Annotated in this window: 17 protein-coding genes; 12 read left to right on the top strand and 5 right to left on the bottom strand. The window is 61.0% G+C overall.

All coding sequences use genetic code 11. The features are described 5' to 3' along the window. The first annotated feature begins 86 nt into the window (after window positions 1–86). Together EWR20_RS07935 and EWR20_RS07930 are read left to right on the top strand one after the other, a co-directional pair. Window positions 87–491, top strand: a complete 405-nt coding sequence (locus EWR20_RS07935) for a holo-ACP synthase (protein ID WP_129360061.1) — start codon at window positions 87–89, stop codon at window positions 489–491. Then, entirely contained in the window at window positions 482–2,131 is a 1,650-nt protein-coding gene (locus tag EWR20_RS07930) for a bifunctional ADP-dependent NAD(P)H-hydrate dehydratase/NAD(P)H-hydrate epimerase (protein WP_129360060.1), read from the top strand. The genes EWR20_RS07935 and EWR20_RS07930 overlap by 10 nt, the downstream gene beginning before the upstream one ends. Here EWR20_RS07930 and EWR20_RS07925 read toward each other — a convergent pair. The 3 genes from EWR20_RS07925 to EWR20_RS07915 form a co-directional block, all read right to left on the bottom strand. Further along, window positions 2,125–3,612: a sugar transferase gene (locus EWR20_RS07925; protein WP_129360059.1), complete on the bottom strand. Its 1,488-nt coding sequence runs from the start codon at window positions 3,610–3,612 to the stop codon at window positions 2,125–2,127. The genes EWR20_RS07930 and EWR20_RS07925 overlap by 7 nt on opposite strands. Window positions 3,613–3,724: 112 nt before the next feature. After that, window positions 3,725–4,492, bottom strand: a complete 768-nt coding sequence (locus EWR20_RS07920; RefSeq protein WP_129360058.1) for a phosphatase — start codon at window positions 4,490–4,492, stop codon at window positions 3,725–3,727. Window positions 4,493–4,524: 32 nt separating this feature from the next. Then, complete coding sequence (locus tag EWR20_RS07915) at window positions 4,525–5,817, bottom strand: glycosyltransferase (RefSeq protein WP_129360057.1); 1,293 nt, start codon at window positions 5,815–5,817, stop codon at window positions 4,525–4,527. Between the two features lie 105 nt (window positions 5,818–5,922). Between EWR20_RS07915 and alr the strand changes: the two genes are divergently transcribed. Genes alr through tsaD form a run of 5 tightly spaced genes read left to right on the top strand, consistent with a single transcriptional unit; the run spans window position 5,923 to window position 10,233 of the window. Further along, on the top strand, window positions 5,923–7,194 hold the full coding sequence (gene alr / locus EWR20_RS07910) for an alanine racemase (RefSeq protein WP_129360056.1): 1,272 nt from the start codon (window positions 5,923–5,925) through the stop codon (window positions 7,192–7,194). 59 nt (window positions 7,195–7,253) lie between these two features. Continuing rightward, window positions 7,254–7,787, top strand: a complete 534-nt coding sequence (gene tsaE, locus EWR20_RS07905; RefSeq protein WP_193553882.1) for a tRNA (adenosine(37)-N6)-threonylcarbamoyltransferase complex ATPase subunit type 1 TsaE — start codon at window positions 7,254–7,256, stop codon at window positions 7,785–7,787. Window positions 7,788–7,811: 24 nt separating this feature from the next. Beyond that, a complete protein-coding gene (gene tsaB, locus EWR20_RS07900) occupies window positions 7,812–8,543 on the top strand; it encodes a tRNA (adenosine(37)-N6)-threonylcarbamoyltransferase complex dimerization subunit type 1 TsaB (protein WP_129360054.1) in 732 nt (243 codons plus the stop codon). Next, window positions 8,540–9,100, top strand: a complete 561-nt coding sequence (rimI, locus tag EWR20_RS07895; RefSeq protein WP_129360053.1) for a ribosomal protein S18-alanine N-acetyltransferase — start codon at window positions 8,540–8,542, stop codon at window positions 9,098–9,100. Before tsaB ends, rimI begins: the two co-directional genes overlap by 4 nt. Then, a complete protein-coding gene (gene tsaD, locus EWR20_RS07890; RefSeq protein WP_129360052.1) occupies window positions 9,097–10,233 on the top strand; it encodes a tRNA (adenosine(37)-N6)-threonylcarbamoyltransferase complex transferase subunit TsaD in 1,137 nt (378 codons plus the stop codon). Before rimI ends, tsaD begins: the two co-directional genes overlap by 4 nt. 11 nt (window positions 10,234–10,244) lie before the next feature. Here tsaD and EWR20_RS07885 read toward each other — a convergent pair whose 3' ends face one another. Continuing rightward, window positions 10,245–11,399 carry a glutamate--cysteine ligase gene (locus EWR20_RS07885; RefSeq protein WP_129360051.1) on the bottom strand — a complete coding sequence of 385 codons (1,155 nt, stop codon included), beginning with the start codon at window positions 11,397–11,399 and terminating at the stop codon, window positions 10,245–10,247. 120 nt (window positions 11,400–11,519) lie between these two features. Continuing rightward, window positions 11,520–12,794, bottom strand: a complete 1,275-nt coding sequence (locus tag EWR20_RS07880) for a THUMP-like domain-containing protein (protein ID WP_129360050.1) — start codon at window positions 12,792–12,794, stop codon at window positions 11,520–11,522. A 233-nt stretch (window positions 12,795–13,027) separates the two neighbouring features. Between EWR20_RS07880 and groES the strand changes: the two genes are divergently transcribed. The 5 genes from groES (at window position 13,028) to EWR20_RS07855 (ending at window position 20,658) form a co-directional block, all read left to right on the top strand. After that, entirely contained in the window at window positions 13,028–13,324 is a 297-nt protein-coding gene (gene groES / locus EWR20_RS07875; protein WP_129313947.1) for a co-chaperone GroES, read from the top strand. A 53-nt stretch (window positions 13,325–13,377) separates the two neighbouring features. After that, the gene (groL, locus tag EWR20_RS07870; protein ID WP_129360049.1) at window positions 13,378–14,964 is read left to right on the top strand and encodes a chaperonin GroEL; all 1,587 of its coding nucleotides are present in this window, start codon (window positions 13,378–13,380) and stop codon (window positions 14,962–14,964) included. 648 nt (window positions 14,965–15,612) lie between these two features. Next, a complete protein-coding gene (locus EWR20_RS07865; protein WP_129360048.1) occupies window positions 15,613–17,730 on the top strand; it encodes an acyltransferase family protein in 2,118 nt (705 codons plus the stop codon). Between the two features lie 238 nt (window positions 17,731–17,968). Further along, complete coding sequence (gene guaB, locus EWR20_RS07860; protein WP_238147661.1) at window positions 17,969–19,486, top strand: IMP dehydrogenase; 1,518 nt, start codon at window positions 17,969–17,971, stop codon at window positions 19,484–19,486. Between the two features lie 38 nt (window positions 19,487–19,524). Beyond that, window positions 19,525–20,658 carry a GuaB3 family IMP dehydrogenase-related protein gene (locus EWR20_RS07855; RefSeq protein WP_129360047.1) on the top strand — a complete coding sequence of 378 codons (1,134 nt, stop codon included), beginning with the start codon at window positions 19,525–19,527 and terminating at the stop codon, window positions 20,656–20,658. Window positions 20,659–20,711: the final 53 nt, after the last annotated feature.

Raw genomic sequence — 20,711 nt, 5'->3', positions numbered from 1 at the left:
AGGCGCCCGCTGCACCCGTGTGGCGGGCGTTTCGTGTATCTTCGGGCATCCGGGCTTATCCGGATGGCGGGAAAAGGAGCTTGGCGTTGATCATGGGAACCGGAGTGGACGTCGTTGATATCGATCGATTCGCCCAGATACTCGGGCGTACTCCTCGATTGCGTGAAAGACTTTTCACGGAAGAAGAACGGGAGCTCCCAGCGCGCTCGCTGGCCGGGCGTTTTGCCGTCCGGGAAGCGGTGGCCAAGGCGCTGCACGCACCCCCAGGAATGATCTGGAGACATTGCTGGATCGAGAAGAACCGGTATGGTGCGCCCCGGCTCGTGGTAACCGGGACCATCCAGGAAACCGCGGAGCGGCTCGGCATCAACCGCTGGCACGTGAGTATAACCCATGACGGCGGGGTGGCCATGGCCAGCGTGATTGCGGAACGCTTGAGCGGGGAAGAACTTACCGTAGCGCAGCGACTCGAGGAGATCACATGGGGCTGAAAACATACACGGCACGTCAAATCCAAGAGACCGAGAAGCCGCACGTAGACGCCGGGGTACCGCTCATGGAACGCGCGTCCCACGGTCTGGGGGAGACCGCGGCCCGACTACTGGCCGAGCGCACCGGGACGGTCTTCGGAAAGCACGGACTTTTGCTCGTCGGCAAGGGCAATAATGGCGGGGACGCGCTCTTCGCCGGAGCTTTTCTGCGGTCGGAAGGCATGAAAGTCACGGCACTTCTCACCGAGGGCGATTGTCATGAACAAGGACGCATCGCCTTTGAAGACGCCGGCGGGAACATCATCAGTCTTTCCAGCATGCCCTCGGCCGACGCCGTCGGAGTCGCTCTCGAGGAGCTGAGGTATGCGGACCTGATCGTCGACGGAATCCTGGGAACAGGCGGCCGAGGCGGTCTTCGGGGCCTGGCTCAGGAGGTTGTACGGGGCATCACTGCGGAGTTGACCAGAACTAAAGGGGGAACGGAAGCGGGCCCGCGGAAGCGGCCTTTGGTCATCGCATGCGATGCCCCCTCGGGACTGGACGCCACGACAGGGCAAGTCTTCGGCCCGGTTCTTCCCGCGGATATCACCATTACTTTCATCGGAGCCAAGACCGGGCTGGTGGCCACACCCTCCCGAAGCCTGGTCGGAAAGATCGTGGTGCTGGATTTGGGGATCAGCGACAGCCTCCCTGAATCTACGGTTCAGGTCCTGCAGAACAGCGATTTCCCGGCCGCTTGGCCCTTGCCACGCGAAGGCGATCAAAAATACTCTCGGGGCGTCCTGGGTACTGTCGTTGGGAGCGATGAATTCCCCGGCGCCGGACTCATGTGCCTCCGGGCGGCGATCAATGCGGGGACCGGCATGGTCCGTTATACCGGCGGTGAGTTCCTGGCCGGCACCGTTGCCGTCTCGTGTCCTGAAGCCGTAAGAACTGAATCGGTCGGGGCGCATCGCGTTCAGGCCTGGGCGATTGGCTCGGGAGCAACCGGCTCGGACCGAGAGCATGACATCCGTGATGCCATCGATTCCGGCTTGCCGTTGGTTGCCGACGCCGCCGCAATCGATATCCTCGCGAGGGACGCGGCCGATGGCGTTCGCGCGTCGCCGCACGTTCTTATGACCCCTCACGCAGGGGAGCTGGCCCAGGCTCTGGAATGGTTCTCGCGTCTGAGGACCCGAGGGTCTTCCGAGCTCGCGGAAGCGGCTGAACAGTCGGGATGGCCTCGCGAGGACTTCCCGGAGGATGGTTTTCCATCGCGAGATCACATCGAGGCATCGCCGCTCGTCTGGGCCCGGACCGCGCAGAAGGTTCTCGGAGGAACGATCTTGCTCAAAGGCGCCACCACGGTCGTCGCCGGGCCCAGTACGGTGTGGGTGCATTCGGGAAATAGCAACTGGCTCTCGACGGCAGGATCGGGGGACACCTTGACGGGAATCCTGGGGGCGGGAATCTCAGCTTTGGCCGCACGCGTGGAAAACGGGGACGCTGATTCTGGCGACGTCGATTCTTGGGGACGCGTAGCCGCCGCGGGGCTGCTGGTGCAGCGGGCCATGAGCACCCTGTACCCGGGGCCCGTGCCGCCGACGGTTGCGGCTGCCAGGATTCCAGAGGCCCTGGGCCGGTTGGCCGGTCAGTAGGCGCCGTCTTTCCCCACGACGGCCCGGGCCGTTTTACAGAGGACGATCAGGTCCCCGATGACCGACCAGTTCTCGACGTAATATAGGTCCAAACGCGTCGATTCCTCCCAGGACAGGTTCGAGCGCCCTGATACTTGCCAGAGACCGGTGATGCCCGGTTTGACCAGGAGTCGTCGATGAACGTCTTCCTCATATCTCTGGACTTCATCGTCCAGCGGTGGCCGGGGGCCGACCAGGGACATGTCGCCGATCAGCACGTTCCACAATTGCGGGAGTTCGTCCAACGAATACCGGCGCATGAACCTGCCCATGCGAGTTACTCGAGGGTCGTTGACCATCTTGAAGAGGACGCCCTGACCTTGGTTCTGCTCCAAGAGCTGCGCCTTGAGCTCTTCAGCGTTAGGGACCATGGACCGAAATTTGAACATTGAGAAGGTCCGACCCCGGTGGCCGACGCGTTTCTGAGAGAAGAGGATGGGGCCGTGCGGCGAATCGATTTTGACCATCACTGCCAAGCACATCAGTAACGGTGAGAGGACCAAGAGCCCCGCAGCGCTTCCCAGGATGTCCAAGGCCCTCTTGGTGAATGCTGCTGGACCACCCATTCTCGGCGCCGATACGTGAATCAGGGGCAGACCATTGAGGGGCTGGGTGTGAAAACGTGGTCCCGCAATATCGGTCAGTGCGGGAGCCATCATCAAACCGACGCGTTCCTCCGCGAGCAGCCAGCCCAGCTTGCGCATATTTCGGGGCCATATGAGATGGCCGGTGGACATGGCCACCACGTCAATGGCATGTTCTCGCACAACCTCCATGATCTTAACCGGGTTGGGACTGTATCCGAGAATTGGGACGTTGCCGTGGGATGCCAATTTCTCGGCATCCGGAAGGCCCGCGAAATAAACGCCTGCTGGAACGTATCCGTAATTTCTTGCTCGCTCCATGGTGCCGACCAGATGAGCCGTGGACTCGGCGTCACCGATGATGAGAACTCGAATTAACGCACCGCCGTCGTGACGCCGACGGACTATCCAGCGACGAAACATCAGACGTAGAACGAGAAGAAGAACAATGCCCAGGGGCGCAGCAATCAGCACGTACCCCCGAGCCAACTGAGCCTTACACGCATAGGCGAGGATGGCAATTCCCGCGAATACCCACAACGAGGACGAGATGACTTTCCGGTATTCGTCATTGCCCGCGCCGAGAATGCGTGAATCCCTGGCCCCGCCCAGCCACATCGCTATCCACCAGGTCGTGCCCAACAGGAACGAGATGATTCCGTACGCGATGGAATCGTTGCCCCTGAACGGAAGTAGTTCGGAGCCGTCCCGACCGAATCGTAGAAATTGAGCCGAGAGCACGGCGATCGCTATCGCAGCGGCGTCTGTCAGGGACAATGCCTTCACGGCCTTGTTGTTCCACGACATTCTTTGGACGGTCGTCTTTTTGGGCGCGCTCAAGCCCGGATACGTAGTCATAGCCAGCGGGTCCCCCTACCGCAACAAGCCAATAACAGTTAATCCGCCGAGAATGCCAAGGGCAGACGGAATATTACTGCAGAGTACGGAACAATACTACCGAATTACGGCGTCAATTGCTTGTCCCTGCAAGTATGTAGTCGATTACTGCCGAGTAGTAACCCGGTAAGACGTTGTCGTCCATCGGAACGCAGACTTCCAGTTCTTCTTGCGCTTCCGAGACGAAGAGGCCAGGATCGTTGTAATCCGCTATGCCAATGGTCGGGATACCTGCGGACGCCGCGGCGCCGGCCCACCCATGGTCGGCGACCACGAAATCCGGTCGTCCTCCTCCGTCTTGGAGCTGTTCGAGTACCAGTCGCATCGGCTCGGGGTAATGGGTATGTGCCAGAGAACCGTATTGCTGGAACATCACAACGTCATTGATCTGACGAAGGTCTCCTCCCTTGAAGGGGATGCCCTCGCGAATTTCGATCACATTCGCTCCATCGGACCGGGCAGCGGCGGCCATGTGCTGATAAATCGGGAAGAGCCCAGCGGGGTGGCCGGTCGCGAACAGGATGGAGTCGCCTGCCTTGACCGCTTCCCAGAATCGGCGACGATAGCGGTTCAAAGCGTTCAGGCAGAGCTCGGTTCCGATGGTGTCTTGGCCTTCGACATGGTCACGATCGGAATTGATACCGCATCGCCTGACCATGAGATCGAAGACCTGGTCCCAGGTCCAGGTTCGTTTGGGCTCGACGCCGAATTCGAGATGCTCGTTGCCTTCCAGGAATCCCGTGATGTGTGCGAGGTTTATCTCCCGCGCCGTCGCGACTTCGCCGGTGATATGCGTTCTTTCCAAGTGTTCTGCCAAGGCGCTGAGGTCCTGGGTGGGCATGTTTCTCCTTCGTCGAGCGGGTAGTCCGGGATTTACAGGATGGCTTGCGCGGCGGTCGGGCGGACAAGTTCGGAATACAGATTTCCCGTCTTCCTGGCTGCTTCATCCCAGGTCAAACTGCGAGCATGGCGCAGGCCGGCCGTGGCGAGCTGTTCCTGGAGAGCGGGGGAGCCGGCCACGCGGACGATCTGGCGTGCCCACGCACGCGGAGTTCTGCTACCCACGAGAATCCCGGATTCCCCGCCGTTCAGCGCGACTCGCAATCCGCTCACGTCGGAAGCGAGAACCGGGGCGCCACAGGCCTGGGCTTCCAGGGCCACGAGGCCGAAAGTCTCGGAGGAAGACGGGCAGGCTACCGCATCGCATCGGCGGAAAGCCTCGGCTAGCTCTTCGCGGCCGCTCGCAGGTATGAAATTGGACCGCTCGAGAATGCCCCGGTCCCGAGCAAGTTTCCGAAGGGAAGCTATGTACTCCTCGGATGCGGTGCCGCGGATTTCCAGACGTATGGAAGGCACATCTTTGACAGCGAGAGCGACGGCCTCGATGAGTATCTCCGGTCCCTTGAGGGGCTGCGGGCGGCCGGCGAAGAGAACCGTGAATTCGGGGTTGCGTGGCTCCGAGCGATTTTCGGGAACGTCCGAAGGCTTGAAGACATCGGTGTCCACCCCCGGCGGAATAATGTGAAGAGAATCAGCAGCGGCGTTGTAGAGACTCAGCATCTGCTCGGCCTCGTGGCGGGTGTTGACGACGACGGCGTCCGAGAGGCCGATGAGACGGCGCTCGGCGGTCGCCCGCGAGGCCGGCTCCTTCTGTTCTCCGTCGCCGGAGTGCGCATTTTTGACCAGAGCGGTCGTGTGGAGCGTGAGGACGAAGGGGGCGCGGACCCCTAACGCTTCTCGGTAGGCCAAAGCGGCTTCGCCGGACAACCAGTAGTGAGCGTGAACGACGTCAGGCGACAGGGAACGATTCTGGGCGTAACGCGCACAGGCCTTACCGAAAAGCTGTGTCAAATCCGCGAGCTCTTCCTTGGAAGCCGCGCGCGCCTCCGGAAGATAAATCGTGTGGACCACGTACCCGGGAACAACCTGCGTGGACGCCGCGGACGCTACGGAAGGATCGGAATCGTGATTATTCGGAACCTGCGACGGCTCAGTGGCCAAGGTGAAAGCCTCAACGTCAAATCCTTGCGCGACGAGTGCCCGTGACAGATACGCGATGTAGACGTTCATGCCGCCCGCATGTCCGTCTCCTGGCTGGGCCAAAGGAGAAGTGTGCATGCTGAAGAGGTGTACCGATTCCTGTTCGCTCGCGTCTGAAGTCCACACGGGCTCAACAATACGTCACACCGGCACGCCGCCGATGACGCAGTTGGTGCCGCTGTCGGAAGAACCTCGAAGTGAGCATCGTCGAGAAGGTGAGAGAATAACCGCATGCAAACCGCAGAAGAATCCAGCGGTCCGGACGAGTCCGCATCGCACACGAACTCCAAGTCCTGCGACCGACCCGCACCCGGGGGAAGCCAAGCACCGCCAGAACGAGCCGCTTTGATCGATTTGACGGCCATCGCGGCCAATGTCGAGCGCATCAAGGAAATCGCGGCGCCTGCGAAACTGATCGCGATTGTCAAAGCCGATGCCTACGGCCACGGAGCGATTCCCGTGGCGCGGACCGCCCTTGAAGCCGGTGCCGATGCTCTTGGCCTGGTTCACGTCCGCGAAGCCCTCGACCTGCGGGCGGAGGGCATTGACGGTCGCATGCTGGCCTGGCTCCACACGCACGTGACCGATTTCGACGCGGCGCTCGAAAACGACATCGAGCTCGGCGTCTCCGGGTGGGACCTCGAAGCCGCTGGCGACGCCGCCTCGCGCACCGGAATCCCAGCGAAAATCCACCTCAAGATCGATACTGGACTCGGAAGAAACGGTTGCACAGTCGATGACTGGCCCGAGCTGGTGGGCCGCGCCTCAGAACTCGAGTCCGAGGGACTTATCCGTGTCGTCGGAATCTTTTCGCATTTGGCCGTCGCGGACGAGCCGGAACGGCCAGAGACGGATGGCCAATTGGATCGGTTCGACGAGGCCGTGCGCATAGCTCGCGACGCCGGGTTGAACCCCGAGTTGACGCACGTCGCCAATAGCCCGGGCACACTGACCGCTGAGCGCTATTCCACCGGGGACCGGAACAGGATGACGGCCGATGCCGTTCGAGTGGGGATTGCGCTCTATGGGTTGTCTCCGATCCCGGATACACCTCCGGAAGCCTGGGGGCTGAGGCCTGCCATGACGTTGCAGACTTTCATCAGCTCGGTCAAGGAGGTCCCTGCTGGGCAGGGAGTTTCCTACGGATTGCGGTACAACACGACCGAGCCGACGACGCTCGCCCTGATCCCCGTTGGATATGCGGACGGGATACCTCGCATCGCGACCGGTGGCCCCGTGCGCATCTACCCGACGGGGGCCGAACCCAGAACCTTCCCGGAAGTCGGGCGCATTGCAATGGATCAGATGGTCGTGGATCTCGGACGGCCGGGACTGTCGGATCCGGCCTTAGGATACTTGCACGCCCCGGTCGTGCTGTTCGGATCAGGGGAGAACCCGTCGGTCGACGCGTGGGCTACTGCGGCCGGAACCATCAACTACGAGATCGTGACGAGGATCTCGCCGCGAGTCGATCGAATCTATCTGCGGGAGGACAACGCGTGAGCTTTCCCAGCGACCCGGCGTCGTCGACCGGCCCCAATTCCCAAAGCCACGAAGTCGAATTGGTACTCCACGGACCCCAGGCAACGGCCCGTGTGGCCCACGCGCTCGCGGGAAACCTTCGCTCCGGAGACCTTGTGGTTCTGACCGGTGAGCTGGGGGCCGGGAAGACGACGTTCACACGCGCACTCGGATACGGGCTGGGCGTGCGGGGCAATGTCATCTCGCCGACCTTCGTGCTGTCTCGGATTCATCCGAACGACCCGGAAGGTGCCCGTCCCGGTGGCCCAGACCTCGTTCACGTGGATGCCTACAGGCTGTCGAGCCCGGAAGAAGTCGACGATCTGGACCTCGAATACACGATGGACCGCTCGGTAACCGTCGTCGAATGGGGCCGAGACCTCGTGGAGCACTTGAGCGATTCACGGGTCGACATCACCTTGGAAAGGTCACTCGGCGATGACGCCCCCATGATCGAAGGTGAGGAAGAAGACCTCGACCCGCGGCGGGCCAAGATCACTTTCACCGGTCAGCGTTGGGGAGCGGCGGAAGTGGATCAATTGGCCCGCAAGTTCCGGGGCGCGGCTGAGAAGTAAGGGGCGAGCATTAGACTGTATGGCGTGCTCATACTTGGTTGCGATACATCATCCATAGCCAGCGGCGCCCTCATCGAAGTCGACGACCACGCTGCCGGCGGCGAGCCGTACGTGGGCCCGCTCGAAACCCTCGGTAGTTTCCGTACCCACGACACCCGGTCGCATGCGGAGGCGATGGCTCCCGGTATCCGTCGTCTCCTGGACACTGCTGGGGTGCGCGGACAAGACCTCGGAATGATCGTGACGGGCCTCGGACCAGGGCCCTTCACTGGGCTTCGCGCAGGAATCACGACCGCCCGGACCATGGCGTGGGCGTGGGCCGTACCGGTTCGAGGCGCTGTCAGCCTCGACGCGATCGCCGAAGGCTCCTTCCGAGACGCCCGTTCTGCAGGTTTTCGTGAGTTCCGGGTTGCAACGGATGCTCGCCGGCGCGAAGTCTACAGTGCCGTCTACCGTCTCTCCGACCCTGGTTCCCGGTTCTCCCCAGAACCGGGGTACGAAAGAATTTCGGGGCCCACCGTGGGGAACGCCACTGAGCTTGACCCGGATCTGCCTACCGCGGGCAAGGGCGTCGGGTTGTACAACGTCGCCCTGGAAGCTTTGACAGGTCATGAGGAAGACGAGCCATTGGCCGAATTATTGGTCGCATCCGCGCTGCGATCGGGTTTGAACGCGGCTCTCGAGACGACCTCCCCTCTGTATCTGCGGGAATCGGATGCCAAAGTGCCCGCCGGTCGAAAGCGAGCCACACGATGAGCCAACCCGGCATCGGCCCACGGCCAGCGGTATCCGTTCCGGAAACAGACCTGGCGATAGATGCGCGCGGACTTCCTGCCGAATACCGTGCCCGGGTTATGACGATCGACGATATCGATGTCGTGCACGCCCTGGAACTGGCGCTCTTTCCCGAGGACGCCTGGCCAGTGGACATGTTCCTCGCCGAGATCGGACACCCCTCGCGCCGGTATACGGTGGTCGAAAAAGACGGAGTCGTCATTGCATATGCCGGCATGATGGCGATCGCGGAGACCGGGGACGTTCAAACCATTGCTGTGCTGCCGGATCACGAGGGCCGTGGGATCGGGCGATGGCTCATGACCCGGATGCACGATCAGGCGCGTGCCATGCGGGCCGAGACCATGATGTTGGAAGTCCGTGCGGACAACCCCCGGGCACAGAACCTCTATGGATCCATGGGGTACCACAAGGTTCACAAGCGTCGAGGCTACTATCAGGGCGGCGTCGACGCCGTCATCATGAGTTTGGACTTGACCGGTGCCCGGGACCTAAACAAGAAGGGACCAACCCATTGAGCAAGACCCCCGCCCGGGCGTCCGAGCCGATCGTGCTGGGCATCGAATCCTCGTGCGATGAGACCGGTATAGGGATCGTTGCAGGTCATCGGCTATTGACCAACACCGTCTCGTCATCGATGGAAGAGCACGTTCGCTTCGGCGGCGTTATTCCGGAAATCGCATCGCGCGCTCATCTTGAGGCCATGACTCCCGCCCTCGAGGCCGCTCTCCATGATGCCGGGATCGGACTCGAGGACATCGACGCCGTCGCCGTGACCAGCGGACCGGGATTGGCCGGGGCCCTCATGGTCGGGGTCAGCGCCGCAAAAGCGCTCGCCGTCGCCACGGGTAAGCCGCTCTACGCGATCAACCATCTTGTCGCTCATGTGGGTGTCGGACTTCTCGAGGACAGCGGAATCGAAGGTCATGGGTTCGACGTCACGGGGCAGCTTCCAGCCGGTCTGGGCGCACTGTTGGTTTCGGGCGGTCACACCGAGATTCTCAAGGTCACCGATGTCTCCCGAGACGTCACGTTGCTTGGGGCAACTTTGGATGATGCGGCAGGGGAGGCATACGACAAGGTCGCACGAATCCTTGGTCTCCCGTATCCGGGCGGACCCGCAATTGATCACGCGGCATCTGGGGGAGACCCGAAGGCGTTCGCTTTCCCCCGGGGTCTGACCGCGTCGAAATACATGGGCACTCCCGACAAACCTGGTAGCCACCGTTATGATTTTTCGTTTTCCGGTTTGAAAACGGCGGTGGCACGCGTTGTCGAAGGAATAGAAGCCGACGGGCGGAGGCTTCCTGTCGCCGACATCGCCGCGTCGTTCCAAGAAGCCGTCGCGGACGTCGTCACGGCCAAGGCCATGTTGGCTTGTGGCGAGAATGGGATAGACACCCTTTTGCTCGGCGGGGGAGTCGCCGCGAACTCGAGGCTCAGGGAATTGGCTGCCGCGAGATGTACTGCCCATGGCATCCGACTCGTGGTTCCACAACTTTCACTGTGTACCGACAACGGGGCAATGGTCGCGGCCCTCGGCGCTCGATTGGTTATGGGCGGCGTCGTTCCCAGTGGTCTGGACTTTACGGCCGATCCCTCAATGCAGGTCACGACCGTCTCTGTTCCCGGGGTTCAGGAACCGTCCTAGAATTTCATCGATCAGGTTTCGGGATAACCGTAACGGGTGAGGTCGACCGTGTCGCGCACGACGGCCCGCAACTGTTGCCCGTGCTCTTCATAGACCCGACGTTGACGCAGATAACCGGGACCGCGCTCGAGTATTCGATGCACGCCCGCCAATTCTTTGGCGCAGCCGAGTTCTCGGGCAATCGGTTCTAACCTCTCGACCAACGCGGCGGTGTGCTCACGGACGGGCGCAACCGTACCGTCTCCGTCCGTGATGACCTCGGCATCCAACCCGTAGCGCGAGGCCCTCCACTTGTTCTCCTCGGCAAACCATCGAGGCATTGTGCCGATCCGGCCTCCGTCGTCGACTATTCGGGAAACCTCTTCGACTATGCATTGGGTCAGCGCGGTGATGGCGCCGATTTCTTCGAGGGTTGCAAGGCCGTCGCAGATGCGCATCTCGACGGTGCCGTACCGGGCAACGGGACGGATGTCCCAACGATTTTCGGATTCCTCGGCGATCATTCCGGTTGCGATGAGACCATCGATGTACTGCTCGTACTCGGTCCACTCCTCGAACTGGTACGGGAGACCGCATGTAGGAATCTGTTGGAAAACCATGGCCCGCTGTGAGGCGTATCCGGTGTCCACGCCCGCCCAATAAGGGGAGCTCGCCGACAGCGCCAAAAGATGCGGATAGTAGTTGACGAGTTGATTCACCGCGGGCAGCGCTTTGCTTCGGGAATCGACACCGACATGAACATGTACTCCGTAAACCAGCATTTGGCGTCCCCAGTATTGGGTACGGTTCAAAACTTTTTGGTACCGGTCCTTCTCCGAGACTGGCTGTTCGGTCCACTTCGCATAAGGATGGGTGCCCGCGGAGAACAAATCCACGCCCAACGGGTCGGCCTCCTGCCGCATGACGTCTGCGAGCTCCGAGAGCTGATCAATGGTTTCCGATACGTTTTCACATACACCGGTGACGGCCTCGACGGTATTGGCCAGGAACTCCCGAGTGATCTGAGGAGAGAAACCATCAGGCTCTATGTATTGAGGGTGCGAAGATTCGAGGGCCGCGAGGATCTCTGCGGCGGCCGAGACGAGGTCGCCTGATTCACGGTCGGCGAGAGCGATTTCCCACTCGACGCCGAGGCTCGACTGTTCGGAGCTTGAAAAGGGGATCATGTGCGTCCTCCCGGTTTGGGTCAGTTCATCTTAGCCGGGCGTCAGATGCGGAAACCGAGCATTCGGTCGTCGGCGACACGCGAGTTCACAAGGAAGTCGTGTCCTGGAGCGTGGAGACGGTCAGCGGCTCATTCGGCGGACGACGAACGCGGCGCGTTGCTCAGTTTCCTGGGACTCCCAGCGAGTCAGGATCAGAGTTGCGTGCCGGCCCGTGGACGTCTTCTTGCCGCGCTTGGGACCAGTCAGCAATTGGCCCCGCAGAGTTTCGGGTACAACGTCGACCCCTCGCTTCTTGATCGTCAGCCCTGTGACCCCGTGATCTCGGACCCACTTCTTCAACGTCTTGGCCCCCATCGGCAGATCCTCCTCGACGGCCCAACACGTTGCTCCGGGAATATTGAGCCCCTGCTCGGACGTGAAATAAGCGATCCGCGGGTCCAAAAAATGACCCTCGACGGTGGAGGCCAGCTGATCGATGAGTCCCGCGCGGATCACGGCTCCGTCAGGCTCATAGAGGTACGCCGCAGGAGGGCCTGTACGAGGTTCGGACAATGACCCGTCGACGTCGTGGCCGAATTCCGACCCGGAGGAGAAATGCGCGATCACGTGCGGCTCCAAAGGGTCGGAGTCCAGAACCGTGGCCGACCGCCTGACACCAGGGCGAGCCAACCCGTTGAACCAAAGGATCAGCTCGACAACGTCTCCGCCGCAACTGACCCACTCCGCCTCGGCATGGCCCGGTATGTCGGCGTGCTCCATTCCCGGACCCATCTTGACCCCCATCGCGATGCCGGTCGACGCCCAGCGTTCGATCTGGGAGAACGGCGGGGCAAAGGCCTCAGGGTCGAAGAGTCGGCTGACGCGACCTTGTTCCGTCTCGCGTCGGGCAGGATCGAGCCATAGCGCACGGATCGGTTCCCCATCGACCGTGTGCAAGGCCGTGGCGTCGATACTCGTGACGTCTTCGGTGCGCACCTCGGACTTGGCATGTATCGACAGGTTGTGGCGGGCCACAGACGCGGTGTCAGGATCGATTTCATAGGATAGAACGGACAGACCGGCGCGCAGGAATGCCGCGGAGTCGGACCCGATTCCGCATCCCAGATCGGCGACCGAATCGATGCCCGCTCGTTGGAACCGGCGTGCGTGCCACTGGGCGACGCTGGTGCGAGTAGCTTGTTCGAGTCCGGGCCTGGTGAACAGCATTCGTTCGGCTTCCTGGCCGAATTTCAGTCGCGCCTGCGCTCGGAGTTTGGCTTGGGTCAGGAGTGCGGAGGCCCTATCGGGGGGAAAACCTTGTTTGCGCAGAGCCGTGGAGAGCGCCAATGCGTTCTCTTCCCTGTACTCCAGCGCATCGAGGGCCTTGAGCTCCTCGGAAGTGAATAAATGCGTCACGGGACCACCCTACCGGGGGCTTGTGGACGGCCGACGTGACACTTTCTTCCCGCTGTGGGCGAAACCTGGCACTCGCCTTGACCCTCTGCTAACCCTCCGAATAGAGTCGTCTTTAGCACTCTGGGACTCAGGGCGCTAAATGGGCCTGGCGCTCAATCGGCACCGCGACGACGGTTGGCACGCCCCTCACGGCTCACGCCAAGAATTGATCCATCCAAGGAAGAAGGTCACTCATGTCCGTCTCCATCAAGCCTCTCGAGGACCGTATTGTCGTTCAGCCCGTCGAGGCTGAGCAGACCACCGCATCCGGCCTGGTCATCCCGGATACCGCCAAGGAAAAGCCCCAGGAGGGCAAGGTCGTGGCCGTTGGCCCCGGCCGCGTTGACGACAAGGGCAACCGTGTTCCCGTCGACGTTCAGGAAGGCGACGTCGTCATCTACTCCAAGTACGGCGGAACCGAGGTCAAGTACTCGGGCGAGGAATTCCTCGTGCTTTCGGCACGTGACGTGCTGGCCGTTGTCGAGAAGTAACAACTCGACAATCCCGCACTTTTTCTAGACCTGTGTAAGGAGTCATGTAGTTCATGGCAAAGCAGTTGGAATTCAACGATGCAGCCCGCAAGGCCCTCATGGCCGGTGTGGACAAGCTCGCCAACACGGTCAAGGTGACTCTCGGCCCGCGTGGTCGCAACGTCGTTCTGGACAAGCAGTGGGGCGCTCCCACAATCACCAACGACGGCGTGACCATTGCTCGCGAGATCGAGCTCGATGACCCGTATGAGAACCTTGGCGCACAGCTGGCCAAGGAAGTCGCCACCAAAACCAATGATGTTGCCGGTGACGGCACCACGACGGCTACCGTTTTGGCCCAGGCCTTTGTGAATGAGGGTCTGAGAAACGTTGCAGCCGGGGCTGCACCGAGCGAGATCCGGACCGGTATCGAAGCGGCGGTCAAAGCGGTCTCCGAGCGTCTCCGCGAGAACGCCCGCGAGATCGAAGGCCAAGAAGTCGCTCAAGTAGCGGCCATCTCGGCTCAGTCTCCGCAGATCGGCGAGCTCCTCGCCGAAGCCTTTGAGAAGGTCGGCAAGGACGGCGTCATCACCATCGAAGACGGCTCCTCGACCGAAATCGAGCTGTCCGTCACTGAAGGCATGCAGTTCGACAAGGGCTATCTCTCGCCCTCCTTCGTCACCGACGCGGAGCGGCAGGAAGCGGTTCTCGAGGACTCGGCCATTCTGATCTACCAAGGGAAGATCTCGGCGATCGCCGACCTCATGCCCTTGCTGGAAAAGGTCGTTCAGGCCAAGAAGCCGCTGACGATCATCGCCGAGGACGTCGACGGTGAAGCATTGTCCACGCTGGTGGTCAACAAGTTGCGCGGCAACCTGAATGTTGTTGCGCTCAAGGCCCCGGGCTTCGGTGACCGTCGCAAGGCGATCATGCAGGACCTGGCTGTCCTGACCGGTGGCGAGGTCATCACCAGCGAACTCGGCATCTCTCTGGACTCCGTGTCCCTCGAACAGCTGGGTAACGCCCGCCGCGTGACCGTCACCAAGGACAACACGACGATCGTCGACGGCAGCGGATCTGCCGAGGATGTTGCCGAGCGGGTCGCTCAGCTGCGTTCCGAGATCGAGCGCGTCGACTCCGAGTGGGATCGCGAGAAGCTCAAGGAGCGTCTGGCCAAGCTTGCCGGCGGCGTCTCGGTCATCAAGGTCGGAGCAGCCACTGAGGTCGAGGCCAAGGAACGCAAGCACCGCATCGAGGACGCCGTGTCCTCGACTCGTGCTGCGCTCGAAGAAGGCATCGTCGCAGGTGGCGGTTCCGCTTTGGTTCACGCGTCCAAGGCACTCGACGCCGACCTGGGGTTGCAGTCCGAGGATGCTCGGACTGCGGTCGATATCGTCCGTCGTTCCTTGGTGCAGCCGTTGCGCTGGATTGCGGACAACGCAGGAGCGGATGGCTACGTTGTGGCCTCCCGCATCCGTGACCTCGAGCCTGGCCAAGGCTACAACGCCGCGACCGGCGAATACGAGGATCTCATCAAGGCCGGAGTCATCGATCCGGTCAAGGTCACCCGATCAGCGCTCGAGAATGCGGCATCCATCGCCTCACTGGTCCTGACCACTGAGACGTTGGTTGTCGACAAACCCGAGGAGGACGAGGACTAGCACTCGTTCGTGCGATTCATTCGTCCCCGCCACGTTTTAGTGGCGGGGACGTTTTTTGATGTATCGATGCGTCGACCTAGGGGAGTATGAGATGCGACGGGACCGCCGCGGTCTCATCCGCAGGACCGAAGCCGGAAAGCCCCAGGGCTTGGGATGATGGCCGTGAACGATCTCGTCACCCCGGCATTTGCTCGCCCGCGGTCGGCAACGATTACACTTGCGTCGACGACAATCAGCTGACGGCAACGTCCGTCAGCGCCGTCCAGAACTATGCCGACAAGAGTCCGAATCAAGAAAAGGAACATGCGGTGAACAGTCGTTCGTCAGACGCGTGTTAAACGTCATATGTCGATGTAGCATTCGTCAACATTGTGGCGGCACGCGAATATTCAAAAATAAACTACACCGGGAATCCAGGAGTTCCGTCTTGGGCCGATGCGCTCGCTGAGCATTGCCCACCAACACGCTGAAAGGTTTGCTGGTGAGTTGGCCATCGCTGATTCGCTAAGTTTCCTCCACAGGCGCCTATTATGAACACCGAATGTCCGACCGAGGGTAATGGACTCCCTGGGAGCGATCTCCGGAGCGCTTCGCATCACACGAATTGAACGAGATATCGCCTCATCCGAGGCTGACACAGGATCTTGAATGACTGATACGCACGGGACAGGTGGGCCTGACTCACCGGTGAAGGAAGCGCAAGCGCCGGAGGCTGGCCCGCGCAAGAAACGAGCTTTTAGACCTGAAATCCAGGGTCTCCGAGCTTTTGCGGTGCTGCTGGTGGCGATCTACCACATTTGGTTCGGTCGGGTCTCTGGCGGCGTCGATGTCTTCCTCATGATCTCCGCGTTCCTAATGACCCTTTCCTTTACCGGAAAGATCGAGCGCGGCGTCAAGGTCGGCTGGTCGGAGCTGACCAAGTACTGGGTTCACGTCTTCAAACGCATCATGCCCTTGGTCGCCATCATCGTGGCCGGCTCCCTGATCGCAACCCGTCTTTTCATCTCGCCGGATCGATGGCTCTCGATCATGCACGAGGCGTTCTCGGTCATTTTCTATTACGAGAACTGGTTCTCGATCGCGAATGCGGTTGACTACTATGCTGCGGATTCCGGCGCGGCCTCGCCGTTCCGGCACTTCTGGTCGTTGTCGATCCAAGGCCAGATCTTTGTGATGTGGCCTTTGCTCTTTGCGCTCGGCAGCTTGGTGGTCCGGAAATTCCAAGCTCGGGCACGGGTGATACTGGCGATCATCTTCGCGGTTGTCTTCATCATCTCCTTCGGGTTCTCGGTGTACTACACCTACTCGAACCAGACGGCGGCGTACTTCAACACGTTCGCGCGGCTCTGGGAGTTCGCTATGGGGTCCCTGGTTGCCATCGTGCTGCCATGGATCCGCGTCAGAACCGGTGTGGGTGCGGTGCTGAACTGGGTCGGGTTGCTCGCGATTCTTCTGTGCGGGGCATTGCTGGACGTCCAGGGCCAGTTCCCTGGATTCATCGCCCTGTGGCCGACACTGGCGGCAAGCTTCATCATCATTTGCGGGCAATCGACCACTCGATGGGGAGCCGACCGCCTGTTGAAGTGGAAACCGTTGGTATGGCTGGGCTCAAATTCCTACGGTCTGTATCTGGTCCACTGGCCGTTGCTGGTGTTCTACCTGACTTTGACAGGTCGTGAGAAAGCCGGTTTCTTCTCCGGTGTGGGGCTGCTCGTGCTGTCGATTATTCTCGCGTACTTGCTGACGAAGCTGATCGATACCCCGATTCGTCGGTGGAAGTGGTCCGAGACCAAGAGATGGCGGGCCGGCGTCGTGATCCTCGCTTGCGTCGTCGTCGGAGCGGGTTCTGTGCTCGCCTGGCAGGCACGCATTGCATACGTGACCCACAAGATCGAAGCCTCTGCAGACAAGAACAATCCGGGTGCGGAGATTCTCGACCCGGATTACACCTACAAGGGCGATGCGAAGGCAGGTTTGCTCCCCACCGCGTTGACGCGAAGCGATGATTTCGCGGAGGTCAACGGGCTCGGAGAGGAATGCTCGAAGGACAAAGGCTTCGACAAGGATCTGCATGGCTTGACGGGTGAGCAGTGCTACCGAGTGGTCAAGAACGATCATCCGAGCAAGCATGTGGTGGCCGTGGGCAATAGCCACACCGAACAGTGGATGACGGCTCTGAAGCAGAAAGCTCAGGACGACAACTGGGATCTCACCTTCGTTCGTCATCCCGGTTGCTTCTTTACCAGCGAGGACGACAACTGGTTCTCCGGGGAGTGCCAGGAATGGCTTCCGAAGGCCGAGACCGCCATCGGTGATTGGCACCCCGACAATCTGGTCATTCAGTCCACCTTCTCGTCCTACGACGGTGCGGCCGAAGGAATCCGGGCGGGGACCGAAGATCAAGTACGCAAGTGGACGAGCGAAGGCGTCGGCGTGATCGGTATCAGGGACAACGCCCGCTTCGGCGAATCCCATACCGAGTGTGAGCAGGGCAAGAGCTTCGAAGACTGCACCTTCCCGCACGTGACCGCCCACACCCCGGATCCGACAGCGCCATGGCGGCAGGATATTCCCGGATACGGGTCGGTTGACATGGACGATTTGGTTTGCCCTGATGGCGGTTGCCCGCCAGCGGTGGGCAACGTCTATACCTACATCGACGACAACCACCTGACGGCTACATACGTGAGGAGTATGCAGAAGTTCTTCGACCAGCGTTTCGACGACGCCGCGAACATTTCCGGTGATGCCTTGGCGTCGCGATAGCCAACTGGAATCTCAGATCTCGCCTCGGAACGAAGCCTCCAGCGCGAGGTCGAGAATCGGACAGGCATGCCAACCGGAGGAGTCATCTTCCGGCTCATAACGAACAAGGCATGGTTTCAGTCACCAACCGCCGGGCCGGGGGAGCGACCTGCCGGGGTATCGTCATATGATGAAAGGCAATAGCTCGGGGTGCCGAGAGGCGCTCGCCGAGACACAAGACGTGAAAGGTCCTATTCCCTTGACCCAGCCCACCGCACTGTCTGACGATCCCTTCGGCCTGACGGGTCTGACGTACGACGATGTCCTTCTCCTTCCGGGAAATACCGACGTCAACCCTTCCGAGGCGGATACGACGACGCGCTTGTCCAGGAGAATCAACCTCAAGTCTCCGGTTATATCGGCTGCTATGGATACCGTCACCGATTCGAGGATGGCCATCGCTATGGCCCGCCTCGGCGGCATGGGAGTCATCCACCGAAACCTGTCGATTCAGGACCAAGCCGAACACGTTGACCGCGTCAAGCGAAGCGAATCGGGCATGATCACGAACCCGGTGACCATTTCCCCGAAAGCGAGTCTCCGTGAACTGGACGATTTGTGCGGACACTTCAAAGTCTCCGGACTGCCCGTCGTCGACAACGGAGGGAAACTCCTCGGGATCATCACCAACCGGGACACCCGGTACTTGTCCGAGGACGAATTCGAAGACCGCACGGTCGAAGAGATCATGACCAAAATGCCCCTGGTAGTCGGGCACGAGGGTATGGCCAAGGAAGAGGCGTTCGGCCTCTTGGCTGCCCACAAGATCGAAAAGTTGCCCCTCGTGGACGACGACGGACGACTCACCGGACTCATCACCGTCAAGGACTTCACCAAGACTGAGCAGTACCCCAATGCGACCAAGGACGAAGAAGACCGGCTCCGCGTGGGGGCAGCAGTCGGCTTCTTCGGCGATGGCTACGAACGCGCGATGGCGCTGATCGACGCGGGCGTGGACGCTCTCTTCATCGATACCGCCAACGGTCATTCGCAGGGTGTACTGGACATGATCGCCCGCCTCAAGAAGGACCCTGCGGCCGAGCACGTGGACATCATCGGTGGACAGGCCGCTACCCGTGAAGGCGCTCAGGCGATCGTCGATGCCGGTGCGGATGCCGTGAAAGTCGGCGTCGGCCCGGGGTCCATCTGCACGACCCGTATCATCGCGGGAGTCGGGGTCCCGCAGATCACCGCGATCAATGAATCCGCCAAAGCGACCATTCCGGCGGGCGTTCCACTGATTGCAGACGGCGGACTCCAGCACTCCGGCGAAATCGGCAAGGCTATGGTTGCCGGTGCCGACTCCGTGATGCTCGGGTCCATGCTGGCCGGTTGCGACGAGTCGCCGGGAGATCTGATCTTCATCGACGGGAAACAGTTCAAAGCGTACCGCGGCATGGGTTCATTGGGTGCAATGCAAACTCGGGGCAAGAACGCCTCCTTCTCCAAGGACCGTTATTTCCAGGCTGACGTCAAGAGTGAGGACAAGCTGATCCCGGAGGGCATTGAAGGGCAGGTCGCATATCGTAGCCCTCTCTCTGCGGTTCTGCACCAGCTGGAAGGCGGGCTTCGCCAGACGATGTTCTACGTCGGTTCGATGACGATCGAGGAGCTCAAGAACAAGGGCAAATTCGTTCGCATCACCCCGGCCGGTCTCAAGGAATCGCACCCTCACGACATCATGATGACCGTCGAGGCCCCCAACTACCGTCGCTAGCTCGGTCACGCCGGGTGACGGCGTGCGGAAGGAAGATCTTGACCAACGACATTGAAATCGGCCGCTCCAAACGTGCGCGTCGAACCTACTCGCTCGACGAAGTGGCATTGGTTCCGGCCCGCCGTACTAGGGATCCGCGCGATGTCAGCACCGAGTGGCAGATTGATGCCTTCAAATTCGATACACCCATCCTGGGTGCGCCTATGGATTCGGTAATGTCCCCGGAAACGGCCATTGCGTTGGGAAAACTCGGCGGTCTTGGGGTGCTGAATCTCGAAGGGCTATGGACTCGGTACGACGACCCGCAGCCCTACCTCGACGAAATATCGCTGCTGGCCCGTGACGACATGTCGCATGTGACCAGCCGCATGCAGGAGATCTACGCGGAGCCCGTCAAAGAGGGGCTGATCACCGAACGGCTGGCGCAGATTCGCGAGGCCGGCGTCGTCGTGGCCGGCTCGCTGACTCCCCAAAGAACCCAAGAGTTCTACAAAACCGTTGTCAATGCGGGGACCGATCTGTTCATCATCCGTGGCACGACAGTCTCGGCCGAACACGTTTCGCAGAACCAAGAGCCCTTGGATCTCAAGAAGTTCATTTACGAACTCGATGTTCCCGTGATCGTGGGTGGAGCCGCCGGTTACACTCCTGCATTGCATTTGATGCGCACCGGTGCGGCCGGGGTTCTGGTCGGATTCGGAGGAGGCGCAACGACCACGACTCGTCGCGCACTGGGGATCCATGCGGCCATGGCCTCGGCGATTTCCGACGTCGCGGCGGCACGCAGTGACTACCTTGATGAGTCCGGCGGCCGCTATGTTCACGTGATCGCGGACGGTGGCCTGGGGCAGTCGGGCGATATGATCAAGGCCATGGCCATGGGCGCGGACGCCGTGATGATCGGGGCGCCGTTGGCCCGTGCAACAGAAGCACCTGGTCAGGGATACCACTGGGGTCCGGAAGCTCACCATCACGAATTCCCCCGCGGAACACGTACTCCCATGAACCAGGTCGGGTCTCTCCAAGAAGTCTTGTACGGGCCGTCGCATCATGTCGACGGGACGTCGAACCTCATGGGAGCGGTCCGACGGGCGATGGCCACGACGGGCTATTCGACTCTGAAGGAATTCCAACGCTCAGAAGTTGTGCTGACGGGCCGACCACAGTACTGACCGACGAATGAATTGGCCCCTTTGCTCCGTGACGGGTCGATTCCCTGCTGACT

The sequence above is a fragment of the Rothia uropygioeca genome (assembly GCF_004136585.1).
Taxonomy (GTDB): Bacteria; Actinomycetota; Actinomycetes; order Actinomycetales; family Micrococcaceae; genus Rothia.
This window is presented reverse-complemented; position numbering and strand designations above follow the sequence as displayed.